The organism is Paenibacillus sp. FSL R7-0297, assembly GCF_038009025.1.
Taxonomy (GTDB): domain Bacteria; phylum Bacillota; class Bacilli; order Paenibacillales; family Paenibacillaceae; genus Paenibacillus_AQ.
Window position 1 is genome coordinate 5323444 of record NZ_JBBPAQ010000001.1, and the last position, 20601, is coordinate 5344044.

At 52.1% G+C, this 20601-nt stretch carries 22 protein-coding genes; 9 read left to right on the forward strand and 13 right to left on the reverse strand.

Annotated elements, in window-relative coordinates; translation table 11 throughout:
• Window positions 1–110 precede the first annotated feature (110 nt).
• Window positions 111–1112: an aldo/keto reductase gene (locus MKZ24_RS23330; protein WP_042235895.1), complete on the reverse strand. Its 1002-nt coding sequence runs from the start codon at window positions 1110–1112 to the stop codon at window positions 111–113.
• A 247-nt stretch (window positions 1113–1359) separates the two neighbouring features.
• Between MKZ24_RS23330 and MKZ24_RS23335 the strand changes: the two genes are divergently transcribed.
• Window positions 1360–2031, forward strand: coding sequence for a tetratricopeptide repeat protein (locus MKZ24_RS23335; RefSeq protein WP_042235893.1), 672 nt, complete (start codon window positions 1360–1362; stop codon window positions 2029–2031).
• 130 nt (window positions 2032–2161) lie between these two features.
• Here the strand turns inward: MKZ24_RS23335 and MKZ24_RS23340 are convergent, their stop codons facing one another.
• From MKZ24_RS23340 to rpiA, 5 genes are all read right to left on the reverse strand, one after another.
• The gene (locus MKZ24_RS23340; protein WP_042235890.1) at window positions 2162–5320 is read right to left on the reverse strand and encodes an MMPL family transporter; all 3159 of its coding nucleotides are present in this window, start codon (window positions 5318–5320) and stop codon (window positions 2162–2164) included.
• A complete protein-coding gene (locus tag MKZ24_RS23345) occupies window positions 5317–5769 on the reverse strand; it encodes a MarR family winged helix-turn-helix transcriptional regulator (protein WP_042235886.1) in 453 nt (150 codons plus the stop codon). The genes MKZ24_RS23340 and MKZ24_RS23345 overlap by 4 nt, the downstream gene beginning before the upstream one ends.
• Window positions 5770–5981: 212 nt before the next feature.
• Window positions 5982–6422, reverse strand: coding sequence for a GNAT family N-acetyltransferase (locus tag MKZ24_RS23350; protein WP_042235882.1), 441 nt, complete (start codon window positions 6420–6422; stop codon window positions 5982–5984).
• Window positions 6412–6942 carry a VanZ family protein gene (locus MKZ24_RS23355; protein ID WP_231637857.1) on the reverse strand — a complete coding sequence of 177 codons (531 nt, stop codon included), beginning with the start codon at window positions 6940–6942 and terminating at the stop codon, window positions 6412–6414. Before MKZ24_RS23355 ends, MKZ24_RS23350 begins: the two co-directional genes overlap by 11 nt.
• Entirely contained in the window at window positions 6911–7591 is a 681-nt protein-coding gene (gene rpiA, locus MKZ24_RS23360) for a ribose-5-phosphate isomerase RpiA (protein WP_197073117.1), read from the reverse strand. Before rpiA ends, MKZ24_RS23355 begins: the two co-directional genes overlap by 32 nt.
• Before the next feature lie 72 nt (window positions 7592–7663).
• Here rpiA and MKZ24_RS23365 point away from each other — a divergent pair, with 72 nt between their 5' ends.
• Complete coding sequence (locus tag MKZ24_RS23365) at window positions 7664–7861, forward strand: hypothetical protein (protein WP_039298117.1); 198 nt, start codon at window positions 7664–7666, stop codon at window positions 7859–7861.
• 61 nt (window positions 7862–7922) lie between these two features.
• Here MKZ24_RS23365 and MKZ24_RS23370 read toward each other — a convergent pair whose 3' ends face one another.
• Together MKZ24_RS23370 and MKZ24_RS23375 are read right to left on the reverse strand one after the other, a co-directional pair.
• Window positions 7923–8477 carry a macro domain-containing protein gene (locus tag MKZ24_RS23370; protein ID WP_340787171.1) on the reverse strand — a complete coding sequence of 185 codons (555 nt, stop codon included), beginning with the start codon at window positions 8475–8477 and terminating at the stop codon, window positions 7923–7925.
• Entirely contained in the window at window positions 8461–8904 is a 444-nt protein-coding gene (locus MKZ24_RS23375; protein WP_340787174.1) for a hypothetical protein, read from the reverse strand. The genes MKZ24_RS23370 and MKZ24_RS23375 overlap by 17 nt, the downstream gene beginning before the upstream one ends.
• A gap of 238 nt (window positions 8905–9142) precedes the next feature.
• Between MKZ24_RS23375 and fsa the strand changes: the two genes are divergently transcribed.
• The 3 genes from fsa to MKZ24_RS23390 all read left to right on the forward strand — a co-directional run bounded on the left by fsa (window position 9143) and on the right by MKZ24_RS23390 (window position 11595).
• Window positions 9143–9790, forward strand: a complete 648-nt coding sequence (fsa, locus tag MKZ24_RS23380; RefSeq protein WP_042213033.1) for a fructose-6-phosphate aldolase — start codon at window positions 9143–9145, stop codon at window positions 9788–9790.
• A gap of 143 nt (window positions 9791–9933) precedes the next feature.
• Entirely contained in the window at window positions 9934–10371 is a 438-nt protein-coding gene (locus MKZ24_RS23385) for a MarR family winged helix-turn-helix transcriptional regulator (protein ID WP_042235870.1), read from the forward strand.
• 12 nt (window positions 10372–10383) lie between these two features.
• Window positions 10384–11595 carry an MFS transporter gene (locus tag MKZ24_RS23390; protein WP_042235867.1) on the forward strand — a complete coding sequence of 404 codons (1212 nt, stop codon included), beginning with the start codon at window positions 10384–10386 and terminating at the stop codon, window positions 11593–11595.
• 5 nt (window positions 11596–11600) lie between these two features.
• On the opposite strand, the gene MKZ24_RS23395 is transcribed toward MKZ24_RS23390, so the two are convergent.
• From MKZ24_RS23395 to MKZ24_RS23405, 3 genes are all read right to left on the reverse strand, one after another.
• On the reverse strand, window positions 11601–11741 hold the full coding sequence (locus MKZ24_RS23395; RefSeq protein WP_340787184.1) for a hypothetical protein: 141 nt from the start codon (window positions 11739–11741) through the stop codon (window positions 11601–11603).
• A gap of 60 nt (window positions 11742–11801) precedes the next feature.
• Window positions 11802–14159 (reverse strand): RNA polymerase recycling motor HelD, encoded by a 2358-nt coding sequence (gene helD, locus MKZ24_RS23400; protein ID WP_340787186.1) that lies wholly within the window; start codon window positions 14157–14159, stop codon window positions 11802–11804.
• A 241-nt stretch (window positions 14160–14400) separates the two neighbouring features.
• The gene (locus tag MKZ24_RS23405) at window positions 14401–15456 is read right to left on the reverse strand and encodes an FUSC family protein (protein WP_042235860.1); all 1056 of its coding nucleotides are present in this window, start codon (window positions 15454–15456) and stop codon (window positions 14401–14403) included.
• 228 nt (window positions 15457–15684) lie between these two features.
• On the opposite strand from MKZ24_RS23405, the gene MKZ24_RS23410 reads away from it, so the two are divergent.
• Window positions 15685–16185 carry a hypothetical protein gene (locus tag MKZ24_RS23410; protein WP_340787189.1) on the forward strand — a complete coding sequence of 167 codons (501 nt, stop codon included), beginning with the start codon at window positions 15685–15687 and terminating at the stop codon, window positions 16183–16185.
• A gap of 32 nt (window positions 16186–16217) precedes the next feature.
• Here the strand turns inward: MKZ24_RS23410 and MKZ24_RS23415 are convergent, their stop codons facing one another.
• Complete coding sequence (locus MKZ24_RS23415) at window positions 16218–16898, reverse strand: phosphatase PAP2 family protein (RefSeq protein WP_042235855.1); 681 nt, start codon at window positions 16896–16898, stop codon at window positions 16218–16220.
• A 110-nt stretch (window positions 16899–17008) separates the two neighbouring features.
• On the opposite strand from MKZ24_RS23415, the gene hfq reads away from it, so the two are divergent.
• Window positions 17009–17230 carry an RNA chaperone Hfq gene (hfq, locus tag MKZ24_RS23420; protein WP_039298097.1) on the forward strand — a complete coding sequence of 74 codons (222 nt, stop codon included), beginning with the start codon at window positions 17009–17011 and terminating at the stop codon, window positions 17228–17230.
• A gap of 160 nt (window positions 17231–17390) precedes the next feature.
• Here the strand turns inward: hfq and MKZ24_RS23425 are convergent, their stop codons facing one another.
• The gene (locus tag MKZ24_RS23425) at window positions 17391–18497 is read right to left on the reverse strand and encodes a lactonase family protein (protein WP_340787194.1); all 1107 of its coding nucleotides are present in this window, start codon (window positions 18495–18497) and stop codon (window positions 17391–17393) included.
• Between the two features lie 199 nt (window positions 18498–18696).
• Here MKZ24_RS23425 and MKZ24_RS23430 point away from each other — a divergent pair, with 199 nt between their 5' ends.
• Together MKZ24_RS23430 and MKZ24_RS23435 are read left to right on the forward strand one after the other, a co-directional pair.
• Window positions 18697–19032, forward strand: coding sequence for a LytTR family transcriptional regulator DNA-binding domain-containing protein (locus MKZ24_RS23430; RefSeq protein ID WP_039298093.1), 336 nt, complete (start codon window positions 18697–18699; stop codon window positions 19030–19032).
• A 253-nt stretch (window positions 19033–19285) separates the two neighbouring features.
• Entirely contained in the window at window positions 19286–20524 is a 1239-nt protein-coding gene (locus tag MKZ24_RS23435) for a peptidylprolyl isomerase (protein WP_042235850.1), read from the forward strand.
• Window positions 20525–20601 lie beyond the last annotated feature (77 nt).

Genomic DNA, 20601 nt, shown 5'->3' on the forward strand with positions numbered 1-20601 from the left:
TTATATAACCTGCTCTTTCCAGTCTTAAACAGTTATTTATTAATTTAAGCAAAAAAATAACCTCCAGGCCGCTAACCCGGCCGGAGGCTATGTACAAACACAATTACCGCTTATCTCTTCAGTGCTGCCCAGGATGCTTCATCCAGCAGTCCCAGCTCCTCCTGGTTTAGCCGGAAGGCCATGGCACCGATATTCTCCCGGGCATGGCGGGCTTTGGATGCTCCCGGGATGGCAACTACGGTGTCGCCATGATAATGAATGAGCCAGTTAAGGGCTACCTGGCCCGGTGTCACCTCATATTTCTCTGCCAGCTTACCCAGAGAATCAATCAGCGGCTTACTGCGGGTCAGACCGGCATCGTCCAGACCCGATTGCATCCGCCGTATCCGGGAGACTGCAGCAATCTGCGACGGATCATTGTGGAAGCGACCGGTCAGGATGCCTTGCTGCAATGGAGAGTAGGCGATAATGGAAATCCCCAGCTCCTTGGCAGCGGCCAGAGTCCCATTCTGATCGATATTGCGGTGCAGCAGATTGTATTTGACCTGATTGGATACCAGCGGGAGCCCGAAGGTTTTCAACAGCCGGTGTGCCTCCACCATCTGCTTGGCGGAATAATTGCTTACGCCCACATAACGGATTTTGCCTGCCCCCACAAGTCCAGCCATAGCTTTCATCTCACTGGCAATGGAGGATAAGGAGAACGGCTGATGAATCTGATACAGATCAATTCCTCTTCCTCCCAGACAGGCGATGCGCTGGTCAATCGTTGCGGTAATGGAGCCGGCTGTCCGCAGCAACGGCCACCACTTGGTAGCGATCAGCGGTGCGGCATGCGGGTTGCCTTCCTTCCGGAGCTGATCCAGCACATGAGCCAGCGCCTCTTCCGATTTGCCCCCTCCATAGATTTCTGCCGTATCGACCCAGTTCATGCCGCCTTCCAGGCTGACCCGTACAATATCCAGAATATCCGCATCAGTGAGATTACTCCAGTAGCGGCCCACGATGCCGCTTCCCCGGCTGAACTGCCAGCAGCCGAGTCCAAGCGGCGATACGGATAAATCCGACTGCCCCAGCAGGCGTAAATTGACCTTGCTTGTCAGTGTCTCCATAGTTCATCCTTCTCTCAGAGAATTAATTGAATCCAATATGTAAGAGCATATATAGCTATGAGACAATATCATTGTACACAAAGCTTAAGTCTTACCCTACGGGCTGTCAATTGTAGTGCCATTAACACTGCATAATAAGGCCATGGCCTTAAAAAAGGAGGATATGGTATAATTGCCCTGCCATACTGCTCTAATTCTTGCAGGAAGCTTACATAAACACAACCATAACGGAGGGAATTCATTATCCATGATTAAATTTCTAGGTTTCCTGCTGCTGTACCGTCTGCTCGGCAATCCATTTCTGGCCCTGATCATTCTGCTCGTCGTTCTATATTTTGTAGACCGCCGTTATGTAGGCATTCTGCCCAGCTTCTCCAAGCCTTTCCGCCGCAGCCGCCAGATTTCCAAACTGCGCTTGACCATTGCACAGAACCCGAACGATGTAACCGCCAAATTCGATCTGGCCCGGCTGATGACAGAGCGCAAACGCTACAGCGAGTCCAAGGAGCTTCTGACAGCAATTGTTGACCGTTACGAAACATCGGCTGAGTATTGGGTGGAGCTGGGATATGCTAACCTCAAGCTGGGCCAGCTTCCCGAAGGAGAAGCCCAGATGCTCAAGGGACTGGAGATCAACCGCAGGGCGCAATACGGGCAGCCCTACCTTCGACTTGCCGAAACCTTCCGGCATGTAGACCATGACAAGGCACTCCACTATGTGAGCCAATTCCAGGAGATTCAGACCTCCTCCAGCGAAGCTTATTATCTGGCGGGTTCCATGTACAAGGCTTTGGGGCGCGGGGAAGATGCCAAGCGTGCTTTTGCCGAATCGCTTGCCGTCTACCGCACCTTGCCCAAATACAAGAAACGCCAGGAACGCGGCTGGGCGCTGCGCAGCTATTTCGCCAAGCTGCGCTGAGCGGCTTATTATTAATGATACAGGACCTTTACCGCAAACAACCTCCGGCTGCTGCACGTTACCGTGCCCCGGAGGTTGTTTGTGTTATTTTACAGGAACCGTTATCTCAAGTTCAGGGATTTAGAGCTCCTTAGAGATTCAGGGATTTGGGTTGTTCCTCTGCAGCTGCCGTACTGAACGGCCACCAGTTGGCCCGGCCGAACATCCGCACCATTACCGGCACGAAGAACGGAAGGAACAGCAATGCGTACAGGGCCAGACCAGATAGCACCACGGTGGCAATCTGCATCATCGACAGCACCCCTGAAGGATACATCGAGGCGAAGGTTCCGCCAAGAATAACAACGGCTGACAGAATTACCGTTCCCATATTCCGCATGGCATGCAGAATGGCTTCACGCACATCCCATGTTTTATTCTCATTGAACCGGGCCATCAGGAAGATACTATAATCTACCCCGAGGGCAATCAGCATGACGAAGCTGAAGAATGGAGTCGTCCAGGTGATCCCGGAATAGTTCAGCAGATGGACGAAGATCGCCTCCGTTACGCCCAGTGCTGTAAAGTAGGTAATCAGCAGTGAGATAATCAGATACAGTGGCATAATGATTGACCGGAGCAGCAGCACCAATATAATGAAAATACCGCCCAGCATCAGAATCACGGTCCGCGTGTAATCCTCATTAGAGATTTTCTGCAAATCGCTGTAGGTGCTGGTCACGCCGCTCATGGCTGTCTCCGCATTTTCCAGCTTCGTACCGGCCACAGCACGGTCCACTGCAGCCTGGATATCTCCGACACTGTCAATGGCTTCAGCACTGTATGGATTCTCAGCGAATACAACATCCAGTGTCATGACCTTACGGTCTCCGGACAGATAGGTATCAAATACCTGCTGAATACCGTCAGCTTCAAGCGCCTCTGCCGGTACGAAGAACCCGCTCAGCTCGTCATCCTTGGCATCCTGAATCTGCTTAAGATAATCCTGCGCGGAACTCAGGCCGCCAGTAATTTGTCCCAGGCCATCCGCACTTTGGGTAAGTCCGCCCTGCAGCTGGCCAAGCTGGCCTGTAAGCTCACCGAAACCGTCCGCGAGCTGCTGCTGTCCGCCTTGCAGCTGATCCAGCCCGCTGGTGATGGACGGAAGCTTGCCGACAATCTGCTCCTGTCCGTCTGCCGCCTGATTCAGGCCGGATTGCAGTTGGCCGATACCGGCCACCAGCTGATCCAGCCCCTTCGCCAGCGCGGATTGGCCTGCTGCCGCTTTGACATAACCGGCATTGGCTTCGCTCAGCCCTGCTGCCGCCCCTTTGAGCTGGGCTGAAATCTGGCCCAGCCCTCCGGCCAGCCCTGCAGCTCCAGCGCCGCTCTGCGTCACTGTACCTTTGATCGTCTGGTAATTGATATCCTGCAGCAGCTCCGGATGCGCGGACTCAAGTCCGGTGAAGGAGCCTTGCAGGCCTGTCAGTGCATCGGCAACACCCTGAAGCTGTGTCTGCAGGCCGGCAAGCCCTCCATCCAGCGCCGTCAGGCCGCTTCCGATCTTCTTGTAGCCTTCGAGCAGTGCCGTATTGGCCGCTGCCAGCTGTTTCGCGCTTGCCGCCGCCTGCGAGAGGCCGGTCTTAATCTCTCCGGCTCCGGCTGATCCGCTGCGGATTCCGTTCTCAATACGTGACAGGCCGTCACCCAGCGCATCGATGCCTGCCTTGAGCTCAGCTGTACCTTCCGTCAGCTTGGCGCTCCCGGATACGGCCTCTGTAAGTTTCGGCCCATTCTCTTTCAGCTGCTCGCTTGCTTCAGCAAGCCCGCTCTGAATTTTGGTTAAGCCTTCATTGCTCTGATCCAGCCCGTCGGCGAGCGTAGCGACCTGGGTAGGGATCAGGAAGTCATTAATTTGCTCCCCGGTTGGACGGGACATGCTGCGCACAGCCTTGACTCCGTCCACCTTTTCCAGCTCACGGCTGATTTTCTCGGCCAGGCCCATATATTCAGCCGTATCCATCCGGTCATCATTCTTAATGACAATCTTGCCCGGCATCGACTCACCCGGACCGAAGCTCTCCGAGATCATGTTGAAGCCTTTGACCGACGCGTAATCCGAGCCGATTTCATCCATGCTGTTGAAGCTCAGCTTCCCGCTGTATGTAAGCAGGAACGGTACAACGATGACTGCCACAATCAGCAGCGCAGCCCAGGGTCTCTTCAGGGAGAAGGAGCCTGCCGCCCCCCAAATCCGGCTCTCGCTGTGCTCCAGCTTGCCGCGTGACGGCCAGAACAGCTTTTGGCCCAGCACCGCCATGAAGAACGGTACAATCGTCACGAGCGCCAGCAGCATCACGGCAATCCCGACAGCTACCGCGACCGCTGAACGGTACAGCATGAATTTGGACAGGCCGATCGCCAGGAATCCGACGAACACCGCCAGCCCTGAATAGAATACGGTACCGCCCGCTTTACGGTAAGTAGAGATAATGGCACTTGTCGTATCCTCGGAATGGGCAAGCTCTTCCTTGAACCGGCTGATCAGCAGAATGCAGTAATCCGTCCCGATCCCGAACATAACAGCGACCATGAAAATCTGTGTGAACGTGGACAGGGGGAAATCAAACCGGTCCACCAGAAAAGCCACAACCGACTGTGACACAATATAACTCAGCCCCACGGTTAACAGCGGCACAAACGGCGCTACGAACGAGCGGAACACAACGAACAGAATGAGCAGAATAAAGACAACTGTAATGTATTCCGACTTCTTCAGCCCGGCTTCAGAGCTGGCAATCGTATCTTCTGTAATCAGCCCTTCACTGGTCATATAATGATCAGCGGTGACGTCCCCCAGCAATGCCCCGGCCTTGGCCGGCAGCTCTTTAACCTCTTCTTCTCCGCCCTGCACCGACAAAGCAACCATGATTGTATTGCCGTCTTTGGCAATAAGGGTATCCTTAAGTTCAGGCTGTGTAAAAGGATCGGTGATCGCACTGAGATTCAGGGAAGCCTTATTCGCCGCCAGCTTCTCAACGCCTTGCTTAATACTCTCGGTGTCCGCAGCCTGCAGGCCCTCCGGCTTGTTGAACACAAGCGCAACCTGATGTACGGTTTCCCCGCCTTTGGCTTCTGCCACTTCCTTCATGATTTCGGCGGCTTTTGACGAAGTGTATCCTGCCGGGACCGAGATCTGCCCCTTCTCCCGTACCAGATCAGACATAGCCGGGGCGGTCAGGAATAGCACTACTGCCACCGCCAGCCAAATAGCGATAATTGCCCATCTTGCTTTTAAAATAGTTCTCAATTTTGTCTACCTCCTGGTTCCTGCATCAAAAATGCCAGCTTCTCAAACATCGTAATAAACCGCTCGATATCGTGATCCTCGAAGTGGAACAAGTAGGGGGAGATAACCTCCTGCATCTGCTTCTCAGAAGTGCTGTAGACACTTTTGCCATGCTCGGTCATCGTCAGATACACCTGCCGGCGGTCATTCTCATCACGGGTCCGCTCAATCATTCCCGCTTCGTCCAGCCGGTTGATAATAGCCGTAATTGAGCTTTTGCCCACCGCTACAGCCTCAGCCAGATAGGTGGAAGTACATTTCTCCTGTCCGGCAATCAGCCGGAGGATCAGGAACTGGTCATTCGTCAGCCCTTCGCCAAAAATATCCCTGAGCCTGGCGTTAATCTGCCTGGTAACCACCATATATGCGTCCACGTAACGGTTGATCCATTCCTCTGCATCTTTTTTCATGCGGGTTCCTCCTTTACGAAATAATAGTTCACGTGTAGAACAGTTTCACAGTAAAACTATATTGTCCTAATCTTAAAAAGTCAACCGCTCATCATGAATTTTACATTCCATCGCAAAAACAGCCACCCTGCACCGTAAAGTGCTGAATGGCTGTTCTCTTCCGGTATGTTCTGTCTGTGATGTTCTGTTACGTTGATGCCAGCCTTTCCGCTCTACTCCTCGTCCTCGGTCTCTTCAACCTCGTACACACAGCGGAATATTTCGATTCCGGCTGCATTCTCGCCCAGGCTGTATACCATAAATCCAAGGCTGCGATAGAAATCCGCGGCAATCTCATCTTCGGTCTCCGCCACCAGATAACGCGGCTGACGGGTCGTCACCAGTTCCAGAATCATCCCCCGCGCATAGCCCTTGCCCCGGTTCTCCGGCAGCACTGCAATATGGCGGATATCCAGCGAACCGTCTTCAGTCTCTTCAAAGCCGGTGAGGCCGAGCAGCAGCCCTTCCTCCTCCCAGCCGCATAGCTGCAGCGCCGCTTGCTCCCGGTATTCTGCCGACGTGCGCTCCAGCGCATCCGGATCATCTATAACCGCATAAGCCAGCAGTTCGTTCACCTCAGGTGTTCCGACAAGTGGCTTCAAATCAATCAACATTATGTGACCTCCTAAAAGTTTGTTTAACACGCAGCAGTGCATATCCCGCCCATACCCCCAGCAGATTAAGCAGCAGGTCATCAATATCCAGGCTGCCCGCCCGCAGCAGCATTTGCATCAGCTCAAGCACTATTATACATAGAACGGATACTAGCGTTAACCGCAGCAATGAGCGGTAGGCGGTGCTAACCAGAGGCAGCAGGATGCCAAAAGGCACAAACACAGCAACATTACCCAACAGGTTGACCACCCGCCCTGAGTAAGACACTCCGTTACTCATATCAAAATACAAACGCATTGTGCGCAGCGGCTCCAGATTGTAGCGCAGCGGCCCCTCCGTCTGAACCGTCCGTCCAAAGCCGAGAAACATCCAGTAGATCAGCACTGCACTGTATATGAGTAGCAGCAGCCAGGCCAGTATCCGCCGCCCCGGGGGCAGCTTCTGTCTGTTTGCCGCCGGTTTTCCTTTCCGCCGGTGTTTACGCGTGTTAGAGATTGCTCTCACCTTCAATGATTTCAATGGTGCCGTCATTCTTGCCGATCACTGCCATATCGGCAATACCGATGAACAGCCCGTGCTCCACGACTCCTGGAATACGCTGGAGGGCAAGCGCCAGATCAGCAGCAGAGTCAATAGCCTCGAAGCGGCAGTCAGCAATGTAGTTGCCGTTATCCGTCTTATACAGCTCACCGCCGCTGCGGCGCAGCTCCGGCTTACAGCCAAGCTTGGCCAGGTCAGCGACAGTCCATTCCCAGGCAAACGGCACGATCTCAACGGGCAGAGGGAATTTGCCAAGTGTGGTCACTGCCTTGCTCTCATCTGCTACCACAATCATACGGGTGCTGCCCATCGCAACAATCTTCTCGCGGAGAAGCGCTCCGCCTCCCCCTTTGATCAGCTGCAGTGCACCATCAAGCTCATCCGCGCCGTCAATGGTCAGATCCAGAGAATCCACTTCGCCAAAAGCAACCAGCGGAATCCCCAGCTCACGGGCCTGATCCTCCGAAGCCTGCGAGGTTGCCACTGCCGTGATGTTTAAGCCTTCGCTAACACGTTCACCCAGCTTGCGGATGGCCCAGTAAGCCGTAGAACCCGTACCCAGCCCTACCTTCATTCCGTCCTGCACGTACTCGACGGCTTTCTCTGCTGCCAGCTGCTTAACATTGATACTCATTTTATTACCCCCATGTTATCCGTTATAATGAACCAAGTACAATAATGCACACCAGGAGGATTCCGGATGAGAACCGAAAATCAGATTCAATCCAAAATCAACGAATTGACGCTTCAGCGCAGATCTCTGGAGTCGCGGCTGGCACCCTTGTCTGCCGGTGATCCGCAGCGGGCAGCGCTGAATGTCCAGCTAACCCGGCTGGAAGATATGATGATGATGCTCGAATGGGTACTGAACGCACCCACGGGTAAATATCACGCCTAACGGATAGTTAAGGACAATATGTAAGCCCGAACAGATCAGCGGGCAGGCCTACACTGTCAGCTCAGATATAATCGTTGAGCATGGCCTCATACAATATGGCATTGTCATGTTCAAAGCAGATAAATTCAATCCGCTGCAGCGGGAGCTCCGCTGATGTCCGTTCACGCACATAAGTGACGGCTGAATCCAGCGCCGTCTTGCAGGCCAGCTCTTTGGGAAAGTTAAATATTCCGGTACTGATGTTCGGAAAGGCCACACTCCGTGCTCCGTAGGAGCATGCCAGACTGAGGCTGCTGCTATAACATTGGGATAAAATAGCCGTCTCGCCTGCAGTGCCCCCTTTCCAAATCGGTCCTACAGTATGAATGATTCCCCGGAACGGGAGAAGACCTGCTGTGGTTACCGCGGCTTGTCCCGGGAGTATTCCGCCTTGCTTCTGCCGGATTACAGCGCATTCTTCCGCAATGCGGGGTCCGCCTGCCCGGTGAATCGCCCCGTCCACTCCCCCGCCCCCGTAGAGACCTGAGTTGGATGCATTCACAATCATCTCACCCTGCCAGGCGGTAATATCGCCTTCACTTACTGAAATCACTACATTGTTAACGGTGATTTGCATGTTCGGCCTCCTGTTTCGCCGCAGTCTCCAGCGCTTTAATCAATTCCTTCTCCCCCCTGCGGGCAGCCTTGCCCGGAAAAGATAAATGTTCAAACCGGACTCCCTGCAGCGCGGCCTGGCGGAGATTGCTGAGCATATAATTCTGCGCGTCGGATAACACCATCTCGCCCCGTCCGGCAGCAACCCTGCACAGCGCATGCGTGATGAAGGACTCTTCGTCCGCCCCGTCAAACAGTGTGAATTGAAACAAAGGGACTGCTTCCGGCAACTCCTCATTTGGAGAGAAAGTCTGATGATATACAGAATACATCAAATGGCCGGTGTAGGCTCTGGATGAATCATTCTCCCGTTCAGCAAGCATTCTGCTGTTCTGAAAGGCAATAATTCCGGCGGCGAACAGCAGAAACAGCACCACACTTCCAATCAAAGTAAATATTCCCTTCACCGCCAATCGCATGAAATGGACAATACCGTTTCTATATTATCATGTAGAGAAGTCTGCCGTGAATGGCCCAGACGCAAGAAATGTTTATTTAAGCGTTTCATCTATAAAGTTATTTTGAGATATTCAAATTAACAGTTGAAACTTCCCGTGGCATGTCTCATAATGAAGTGGAGCAAACTGATTTGTCAATCCATACGAAATCAAGGGAGGATACCTGGAAATGAAATTTTTCTTGGATACCGGAAATATTGAGGAAATCAAACGTATTACCCGCCTCGGATTAGTGGATGGCGTAACGACGAACCCGTCGCTGATCGCCAAGGAAGGCAGATTGTTTAAAGATGTAATCAAGGAGATCGTGGCGATTGTTCCCGGTCCGGTCAGTGCTGAAGTTATCGGTCTCACAGCGGAAGAGATGCTTAAGGAAGCTTACGAAATCGCTGAATGGGCTCCGAATGTCGTAATCAAGCTGCCAATGACTGAAGATGGTCTTGAAGCTTGTTATGAACTGACTAAGAAAGGCATCAAAACTAACGTTACGCTCGTATTCTCTGCTGCTCAGGGCCTCATGGCAGCCAAAGCAGGTGCTACTTATATCAGCCCGTTCGTCGGACGTCTGGACGATATCGGCGTTGACGGCATGAAGCTGATCAAGGATCTGAAGACCATTCTTACCAACTATGGCCTGAAATCCGAAATTATTGCAGCCAGCATCCGCAATATCGCCCATGTAGAGCAAGCAGCTATTGCCGGCGCTCATATTGCGACCATCCCGGGTTCACTCTTACCTTCCCTCTGGAAGCACCCGCTGACAGACAACGGAATTGAGCGTTTCCTGAAGGATTGGGAGAAAGTGCCGCAAGTTTAAACTCATAACGGTTTTTTAGTTCGAGCCCCTTTCCGCGAACACGGAGCGGGGCTTTTTGTTGTTTGCTGTCCCGCAAATGCCTTGACCAATTTGATTGTTGTAATTATAATTGTCATGACAACTATATTCGAAGGAGCAAATTTATGCCGCATTCTTCTCCGCAGCAATTTCTCGGTTTCCTGCTGGGCTCCACCCACCGCAGGATTACCACCGGATTTGCCAGGGCTCTGAAGCCTTATGATATTACTCCCGAGCAATGGTCGGTCCTGCTCATGATCTGTGACCGCAGCGGAATCAGCCAGAAGGAGGTTGCCGCTGCTGCCGCCAAGGACCAGCCGACCACTGCACGGATCGTTGAGCTCCTTCTCAAGAAAGGGTTCATCAGCAAGTCAATGAATCCCGGTGACCGCAGGGCTTTTCAGCTCTACGCCACAGAAGAAGGGCAGTCGCTTATCGGAAATACGCTCGAACTCGAGCAGCAGACCATTAATACTGCCGTGGCCGGACTGAATCCGCATCAGCTTGAAGAGCTCCGCAGCATGCTGGAGCTGATCTACCACAACACCAACCATCAAGAATAGGAGCATACACCTTTGAGCAATTCAACAGAACGTCTTTGGACCAAGTCCTTCATTACTCTCACCCTATGCAATCTGCTGCTGTTCACGGGCCTGCAGATGACCTTATCCACCCTTCCGGCGTATGCGGAAGGTACACTGCATGCAACTTCCGTGCAGGTCAGCCTCGTAACCAGCCTATTTGCACTCAGCGCTATCGCTTCCCGTCTATTCTCGGCCAAAGCCATGGAGAAGGGCGGCCGTAATCTGCTGATCTTCCTCGGACTGTCCGTTTCACTCGCGGCCGTGGCCGGCTACTACTTCGCAGGCAGTATCGCCGCCCTGCTGCTGCTCCGGATGTTATTCGGCGTTGGCTTCGGAATGGCCAGTACTGCCTTTCCGACTATGGCCTCGGATGTGATCCCTGTCCGCCGGATGGGTGAAGGCATGGGTTATTTCGGGTTGTCCACCAGTCTGGCGATGTCCGCCGGTCCGCTGATCGGGCTCAGCCTGCTGCAGGGACCCGGCTTTGGCTCCCTGCTCCTCGGCGCGGGAGCTGCGCTGGCCATCATCTTCCCGCTGGGCTACCGCCTGGCCAAAACCTTGCCCCCGCAGCACAAAGAGCCCGCAGGAGTACCCGCTTCAGCCTCCGGGGGCGGGGCGTACCGCAGGCTGTTTCTTCCCTGCCTGCTTAACTTCCTGTTATCCATCTCCTATGGCGGGCTGATTGGCTTCCTGGCGCTCTTCGGAGCTGAGAAAAACCTGTCCCATGTAGCCTACTTCTTCCTGTTCAATGCCGTTTCGATTGTGATTATCCGTCCGCTGTCCGGCAGGATTTATGACCGCTTTGGCCCGGCAGCCCTGCTCATCCCGGGAAGCCTGTTTATCGCCGGCGGTTTGCTGCTGCTCTCTTTTGCATCAACGACAGCTGCACTGTTCCCAGCCGCCCTATGTTACGGCTTCGGCTTCGGGTCGATGCAGCCTGCACTCCAGACCTGGATGATCCAATCCGTAGAACCGCGCCAGCGCGGACTGGCTAACGGCATGTTCTTTAACTCCCTTGATCTCGGAGTCGCCATCGGCACCTTGCTGCTTGGAGCAATTGCCTTATATACAAGTTATGCCGTTATGTACAGATACTCCATAATCGCACCTGTCCTGCTGCTCGTAATCTACCTCTTCGTCTATGCATCACAGCGCAGCCGAGGACGCCACTCTCATGCACACGAAGTAATCAGCCATACCTAACCCCGCTACAGTTCAAATACCTTCCAATGCCCCCTTGACATCAGCAGCAGCGAACCATCGGCGGTCCAAGTGCCACTCCGCTGAACCGAATGCTGCTGTACAGGGCGGCGCTCATCGTTCACAAACTGGAGTCTGATATTCGCCAACGGCAAAAAAACCGCCCGGCGTATACACGCGTAGACGGTTCTGCAGACAATCGGTTGCTCTCAGTCCTGTAAAGCTCCTACCGATACAGTCTCACGCACCGCAGCCGGAAGGAACGGATTAGGCTGCCCCAGGCTGTAGATATGAAGCAGATGCATCGCCCGGGTACAGGCTGTATAGAAAAGCTTGCGTTCATGCTCACGGCCATATTTCTCTGCCGAGCCATCGTAGATAATTACCGCATCGAACTCCACGCCTTTTGCCAGATAGGCGGGCAGCACCAGAGTACCCTTTTGGAAATTAGGCGTTTCCTTGGTAACCAGCCTTACCGGCAGCCTGCTCTGCAGTTCATTATGCACCCGTGCACTTTCTTCCGCTGTTTTGCAGATAACAGCTACATAATGATAGCCCTGTGCATGCAGATTCAGCACATCCTGCTCCACCGAGGCCAGCAGGTCGTCTTCACTGTCCACGACCGTCAGCAAAGGCTCCTCGCCGCGCCGGTTAAACGGTACGATTTTCTCCCCTCCGGGAATCATCGCCCGTGTAAACTCGACAATCTCATAGGTGGAGCGGTAGCTGCGGGTCAATGAGATTACTTCCGTGTTCTCTTCGCCATAGATGCTGACCAGCCCGGCCAAATCCCCCAGCACCTCACCTTGCGCGTAGATTGCCTGGTTGAGATCGCCCAGTACAGTCATTTTGGCCCGCGGAAAGAGCCGGCGCATGAATTCCAGCTGGAACGGCGAATAATCCTGCACTTCATCGACAATCACATGACGGATCAGTGTATTGGTACGGAAGCCCTGACTGAGCTCCTTCAAATATAGAAATGGTGTCGCGTCTTCATAGGCCAGTTCGTTCCCGGCAAGGGTAGTCAGCGTGAAGCTGCAGATATCATCCCATACACCAGGCAGAACCTGGCTGCTGTTCAAGCTGTCCATTAACTCCCGGTCGGTAAACAGCCGGCTGTACAGCCCCTTCACATCAACGAACCGTCCGCGTTTAGTCCAGCCGCGCAGCGGCTTGAGGCGCTGGCTGACGATATAACGGGCGAGCATGATTTTCTCCGTTTCAAAATCATCAAAGCTCTCATTATGCCCTCCGCCCTTGCGGCGCATCATATTATAAGCACGCTGATAGTCGCTGTTGTCCATAAGCTCAATCTGGTCCTCGACCCATGATGCACTGCGTTCCTCAATGCTAAACGCGGCTATTCTTTTGAGCAGCCAGCCCGTCATCAGTTCGATCCGGTTAGCCAGCTTGATATTCGGATCATAGCTATAGAACTGGCGCTCCATCTCTTCCTTGCCGACGACCGCACGCCCCTGGAACATCAACGGCTTGAACATCATGCCTTCGTGCTCCAGCAGGTTTACATACCGCCGGATGACATCCAGGAACGATACGGAGGATTTATAGGTAATCCCGGCTCTGCGTATGGAGGCTTCCGGCCCATCCGGCGCATTCAGCAGGCTCTCCGTCTGATTGAACACATCCTCCAGCTGAAACTCCTGTCCAAGCCGGTGCTCCAGATACATCTGGAAGGTGGTCTGCTGCATATTCTCTTCACCGAGTTCAGGCAGGACGGTCGATACATAGCTGTTAAACAGCGGGTTCGGTGAAAAGAGCAGCATCTGGTCTGCCTGCAGCACCTCGCGGTATTTGTAGAGCAGGTAGGCTACCCGCTGCAGCGCCGCTGAGGTCTTGCCGCTTCCGGCCGCACCCTGCACAACCAGCATCCGGCTTCTGTCGTTGCGGATCACCGCATTCTGCTCCTTCTGGATGGTCGCTACGATGCTCTTCATCCGGTCATCGGCGCTGTGGCTCAGCACCTGCTGAAGCAGCTCATCGCCGATCGTTACGCCGGTATCGAACATCACTTCGATCTCTCCATTATCGATTACAAACTGGCGTTTGAGCTCCATGTTCCCCGTAATTAATCCGCCCGGTGTGTCATAGGCAGCCGGACCCGGCGCACCGTCATAATACAGGCTCGATATCGGGGCCCGCCAGTCATAGATCAGGAAGGTTCCGTTATCCTCCATCAGTGAACCGATGCCCAGATAGATTTTATCTGCCGCAGTATCCGTGGATTCCGAGAAATCAATCCGGCCAAAGTAGGGGGATACGACCAGCTTTTTATATTTTTTGAGCGCTTTACTGGATTGGAGATGATGGCGTTCGCGTTCGTTCAGGATCTGTGCCTGCTGCCGCAGGCTGGTTGAGGTCTCGCCCAGATCGTCAGGGCTGCTGAAGTTCACGGTAACTTCTTCCCAGAAGTCCTTACGCATATCCACGACATCTGTACGGTGGAGTCCAAGCTCCTCCGACAGCAGCCGGATGTGTGTAGATAACTGCCTGGTAATTCCGGTGACCCGCTCCTGCTCCTCTTGCCACTCGTGATCATGTTTATCCAAATCATTTCATCCCCTTCAGAAGGTTGACATTCATAATTCTTCATGTTATAATTAAATTGAATAACTATGTTTTTTTAGTTAGACTTTATTTGATATCTTTTTATATTACCAACTCTTTAGCGCTTTTACAAGTTTCCGGCACAATTTATTCAATAAGTTAAGAATTTATATGCTTCACGCAATACATAACCTTATGATGTATATCTTCATCCGGTCCCTCTGGGACCGGATTTTTTGTTCTTTATATTTCCCCCGTCATATCGGCAGAGTCCTTCTCGTCCGTGTTCATCCGGTTAATCTGATCAGCCACCCTATCCAGACGATCCAGCTGATAGCCGTAATCATATATTGCCGCTGCCACCACGGACAACCGCAGCTGCCCCGATTTCTCAGAATCATATCCGTGGATAGCCGCCTCCAGAAAACGGTCGTTGTCTTCTGCCAGAAGTTCAGAATCATGCGCACCCGGCTTCAGCTTATTCTCGAATTTCAGCAGGATGTACTCATGATATTTGATCAGCTGCTCCAGATGCCGGTCAAACAGCTTATCGGTACGTTCTGTTCGCTCGGCCTGGAAGTAATGCCGGTCTATAGCCTCCAGCACCTGAAACCCCTTCTGCAGAGAATTTAGCAGATTCTTATACACCACCATCTGCCTTGTCTGGCTGTATTTCGCCCTTCTTAGCTGCTTCTGCTCCTCTTCGAACAATGCATACTTGTCAGCCAGCGCCTTAATGGAACCCTCTAGAGCGTTCTTCTCATCCCGGAATACACTTTCCTTCATTTCATGCGATACCGCAGTCCTTAACAGCAGTGATAGGCTGGTGAATACATTCTCAATCTGCTGAATGTACTGCTTGCGCGGCTTCGGCGGAAAGACAGCGATATTAATAATGAATGCCGACAGAATACCGGTCAGCGTCAGCAGAAAACGGGTGAGCGCAAATTGCCACTGCCCGGAAGCCTCCATTACGGAGATTACGGTAACAAGCGTCAGGCCGATCGTATCGGCGCGGTTCATTTTCATGCTGATCATAATCACCAGAATACATACCAGCCCGACCGCAATCGGTTCATTGGACAGCAGCATTCCGCCCAGCAGTGCTATCACAGCTCCCATGGTGCTGGTCTGAATCTGATCGAGGAAATACCTCCATGATCTGTATATGGATGGCTGCATTGCAAAAATAGCCGCTATAGCCGCACCGACAGGGGAGGCGAAATTAAGTAGAACGGACAGATAAAGTGCGAGCGTGACTGCCATTCCTGTTTTGAGTATGCGGGCACCAAAAGCCAAATCCATCCCTCCTAAAGAGCTTAATCTATTTCAATATAGATGCTGTGATTAAAAATTTATGTATATCCTGAAGGTATTCGGTAAATCTCTAATAATTGCACACACATTATTACCCATGAAGCACGCTGGCGAATTTTAGTATGGCTTAAGCCAGGTTTAAGGATTCTTTCAGCTTTCAGGGAATAATGGGTACATGTCAGCCAACTCACAACTCAGAAGAGGTGAATCATGAACAACCCTATCCAAAGAATCACTGCATTCACTGCAGCCGTAATGCTCACTATGGCACCGGCTGCCGCTTTTGCAGAGAATCCATCTGCCGTAACGCCTACTTCCGCACCGGATTCCATACACGCCGGCAAGGAGCATGGGCATCCTCACGGCGGGAATAAGAACTTTCGGGCCGGAGGCCATTTCATCATCAATGAAACGGCTAAGCTGCTTGAGATGGACCGTTCAGAGCTGATAGACAGCCTCAAGGCAGGCAAGACACTCTCCGCCCTCGCCCAGGAGAAAAAGGGCTGGAGCGAAGATCAGTACATCCAGAAGCTGAGTGAAGCCGCCAGCCTCAAGGTGGACGAGTCCGTCAAGGACGGCCGGATTACGAAAGAGGATGCCGACAAGCTGAAGACCGGGCTGCCCGTAATGATCAAGCTGAGCCTTAGCCGTGCGGCCCAGTTTCACCAGGCCAAGCCTTCACAGCAGCCTGCTGCGCCGAAGACGCGCTAAAGCTACAGTCAATAATGCGGATGCCCAGCAGATTACTTGCGGGCATCCTTTTTGCCGTGCGGTCCTGACCCCTGGCGTTCCCTGAAGTTCCGGTAAGCCTCGAAGCAGGCGGCAGACAGCATCAGCCATGCGCCGCTGGCTGCGTATCCGCCGATCACATCACTGGGATAATGCACTCCCAGATAAATCCGGCTCCAGCCGATCCCACCGGTCATCAGTACGGTGAACAGAATCAGGATGAACCGCTCGCGTCTGTTGTGCATATGCCTCCAGAGAAGATAGGCAATCACCCCGTATAATGAGAAGGCAGCCATAGAATGTCCGCTTGGAAAGCTATACCCGGCCTGTTCAATGAGTCTGTGTACAGTGGGACGTTCGCGGTGAAACCACAGCTTCAGCAGTGTATTCAGCAATTGGGAGCCTAAGCCTACCCACAGAAACAAAGCCAGTTCCATCCGGTGCTTCAAGGCGAAGAATAATATAGTCATAGTCAGCAGCGAAATCCCGATAGCCAGTCTCGAAGAGCCGACGAGCGATAGGCTTTTGGCCAGCGCAGTGAGCGGCGGCGATTCCATAGATTGCACGATATGTATAACAGCACGGTCAAAGCCTGCAGCTCCGCCCTGTTTAACTAATACAGCGATCAGGATAAATCCCAGCAAAAACCATATAAAACGGCGAAATCCGCCGGACCAGTAATGATAATAAAGCATAACTACCCCCTTGTCTATTTCCGCGCCCGATGACAGATTTCCTGGGAGCATCTCTCCCGTGTTATAATTGCCTAAGAAGTTAATTCATATAAAAATGGAGTGCTGCCAAAGTGGAAAGTCTAAAATTGCAGGAACGTTTGTTGAACCAGTGTATCTCAACAAAAGTGCCCGTGACCATTTTTACAACTAACGGAGTCAAAATGCAGGGACTCGTAACCTCTTATGACGCTTATACTATCACCTTGCAGGGTCAAGGTGACGGCAGACAGAACGTACTCTTCAAATCGGCAGTCTCCACGGTAGTGCCGTTGAAGCCCGTCTCACTCAAATAAGCAGTCCCGCCCGGCGCAACATCTCTGGGCCTAACACCTACAAATTAACCGTCCTGAATTCAAAAGGAACACCGGAGCAAGCCATTCCGGTGTTCCTTTTGCCATAGTTGCCTGGCAGGACAAGCATTACACGTAGCAGCTACTAACCGGTCCGAAATAACTATCCGGCAAATACGGCAGGCATGACACAGACTGGCTTGGACAATTCCGCCGTATTTCCTGTGAAGGTTAATCGTCCACCATTAGCATCCAGTGAGAAGACCACCAGATTATTGCCGTCCCGGTTGGCAACAATCAGATAGCCTCCGTCCGGCGTTACCGAGAAGTGGCGCGGATGCCCCCCTCTTGTGGATACATGCTCCACCAATGTAAGCTCAGCCGATGCCGTATTTACACTGTAGACAACGATACTGTCGTGGCCGCGGTTTGAACCGTACAGATATCTCCCATCCTTGGAAAATGCAATTTCAGCACAGCTGTTATTGTCTGACGGGTAACCTTCAGGAAGTGTCGATACCGTAAATGCCGTCTGCAGAGTCCCTGCAGCAGCATCATATAGGAAAGAAGTTACGGTGGAATCCAGCTCATTGATCACATAAGCGGATTTGCCATCCGGATGGAACACGAAATGGCGTGGTCCCGCTCCTTCATGCAGTGCAGTATCTCCAAGCGCTTCAAGCTTATTCGCTTCTCTGTTAATCCGGTAGGTCCGGATCAGATCCAGCCCGAGATCAGACACAAACAGGAAACGCTCATCCGGACTGAAGATGGCCGAATGCGGATGCGGCCGGTCGTGGCCAGGAAGATCACTATGACCGGTATGTACTGCAATATCCGTCAGGGCTTGGGGTATTCCGTCTGCATCCAGGGTGAGCAGTCCTACCGTTCCCCCGTGATAGCTGCATACTACAATATGTTCGCTTTCAGCATCTCTATTGATATTACAGGTCGTGGTTTGACCTGTGCCTGCGGCAGGCATCGTCGGAGTCCGCTTCAATTCACTCAGCTTACCGGTCTTAGGCTCAATCGCGAAGGTTACAATCTCTCCCTCTTTGCCGCCCTCCCCACTTGGCTTCTCGCCAATCGCATACAGCTTCAGCCCGGAAGGGTCCACATTTACGAACGTCGGGTTCGTTATGCCATCAGCTGTATCCAGCCGCTCAAGTGTACCTCCGGCTTCACCGTCAAAAGCAAACACCTGAACCCCGCTCTCCTCAACCGTTGCATAAGAGCCGGTAAACAACAGCAGCTTCGTATTCTCATTCATCTGGGTAATCCTCCTCCAACTTGTGGTTATGGATGCATATCAGCCATCTATATAATTTACAGTTTTTCGTGAGGTATGACAAATGCAACGGAAAAAATGACAAAAAACATTTCAAAAATAAGACTTCTCAAAGCAAAAAGAGTATGTTATAATGAAAGCGCTAACATCGATGTTAATTAAGTATAAAGGGGGAACACGAATGAGCAGCCTGCTGGAAGCCAGAAATGTATATGAGGACTTCGAGGTGGAGACAGACATTCTGTTCTTTAAGGTCGGGGACCATGACCTGGTCATTTTTCACGGCAGAAACTACAACATTAAAAAGAGAATGACTGCCGAGCAATTGAACCGCTTATTGTCAAGCAACAGCTATTATCATGTGTACGGGGGCTGCTACGTTAACCTGAACAAGATCAGTTCCATCGAAGATGACTGTATCTACTTCGGTGAAATGGGCTTGTATGCCAAGTCTGTGCGTGTTCCCAGACGCAAACAGGAAAGCATCCGCCATCTGCTGAGAGGACTTAGCTCCTAAGGCGGATACATATCCGCTGCCCGCTAATCCGTAGAATACAGCATGGAATCATTTTTATGCATTCAATGTCTCTCTCATCTGGCCGGAGCGTGCATGGGGAAACCTATTGCTGCTCCGGCTTTTTCCTGTTTCTTAATGGAATCTTAAAAAGTTATTATGCTTTTTTATACTTTCTTAAGGTTTGGAATTCTGTTTTCTGGTAAAGTTGTAGAAAGACAGGCACCACCTATATTGAAGGGAGTCATTAATTATAATGGACAAAAAAGATTTCAACGAAAATGGACAGCTTGAAAACGGCGGAACGCCGGAAGAGAACGACACTTCTGTAGTTACCCCGGAAGATGGAATTGAACCTGCGGAGGCCGTATCTGACCCTCAGGAGGAAGTAATGATTCCGGCAGAACCTGTACAAGCTGCAACAGAAAGCTCCAGCAGCGTGCATTCTCCGAAAATTGAAGAAAGCGTTCCCGTAATGAACAAGGTAGGCGACGGTACTCCTCCTTCCAAGCCGGCCGCACCTGCGGGCGGTAAAGGCTGGATGATCGCCTCCATCATATTGGCAGCGGCATTAATTGTAGTCCTGATTGTGCAGCCTTTCAAGAAAGACGACAGCAAGATCGCTGTTGCTACCGTTAACGGAACGGATATCACGAAAGCACAGCTTTACGATAAATTGGTTGAAGCAGGCGGGGAATCCACGCTGCAGAACCTGATTACTACCACTCTCGTGGATCAGGAAGCGAAGAAAGCCAACATTACCGTAACCGATGAAGACATTAACCAGGAGATCGCAGACCTGATCACCCAGTTCGGCGGTGAGGAAGCCCTGAATTCTGCTCTGCAGCAGAGCTCCATGACTCTGGAAGACCTGAAGAAGCAAATGCCTTTGCAGGTTGAAATCCGCAAGCTGGTTGAACCGAAGGTAACCATTACGGATGAGGATATCTCCAAATACTATGATGAGAACAAAGCTACCTTCAATCAGGAAGAAGAAGTTCGCGCTTCCCACATCCTCGTTGAAACCAAAGAAGAAGCCGATGCCATCGTCAAACAGCTGAAAGACGGAGCAGACTTCGCCACAATCGCTAAAGAGAAATCTGCAGATACCGGTTCCAAAGACAAAGGCGGAGACCTCGACTTCTTCAAACGTGCCGATATGGTTGCTGAATTCTCCGATGCAGCCTTCAACATGAAGGTTGGCGAAACCAGCGGTGCTGTGAAGACGGATTACGGTTATCACATTATCAAGGTTACTGACCGTAAAGAAGCACATGAATACACGCTTGCTGAGAAAAAAGAGGAAATCACCAAGACTCTGAAAGCGCAGAAAGTCTCGGAAATGTCTTCTACCTGGCTGGCTGATTTGACCAAGAATGCCACCATCACCAATACTTTGACCGATACTCCAGATGCATCCGCTACTCCGGCAGCATCTGCCGCACCAGATGCCAGTGCAGACCCTGCTGCTGCAACAGAAGCTCCAGCCAAGTAATCTATTCATTCCTGCATAATATGCACATACCTAAAGAGGACAGGCGGATTCCCGCCTGTCCTCTTTGCTGTCCGGCC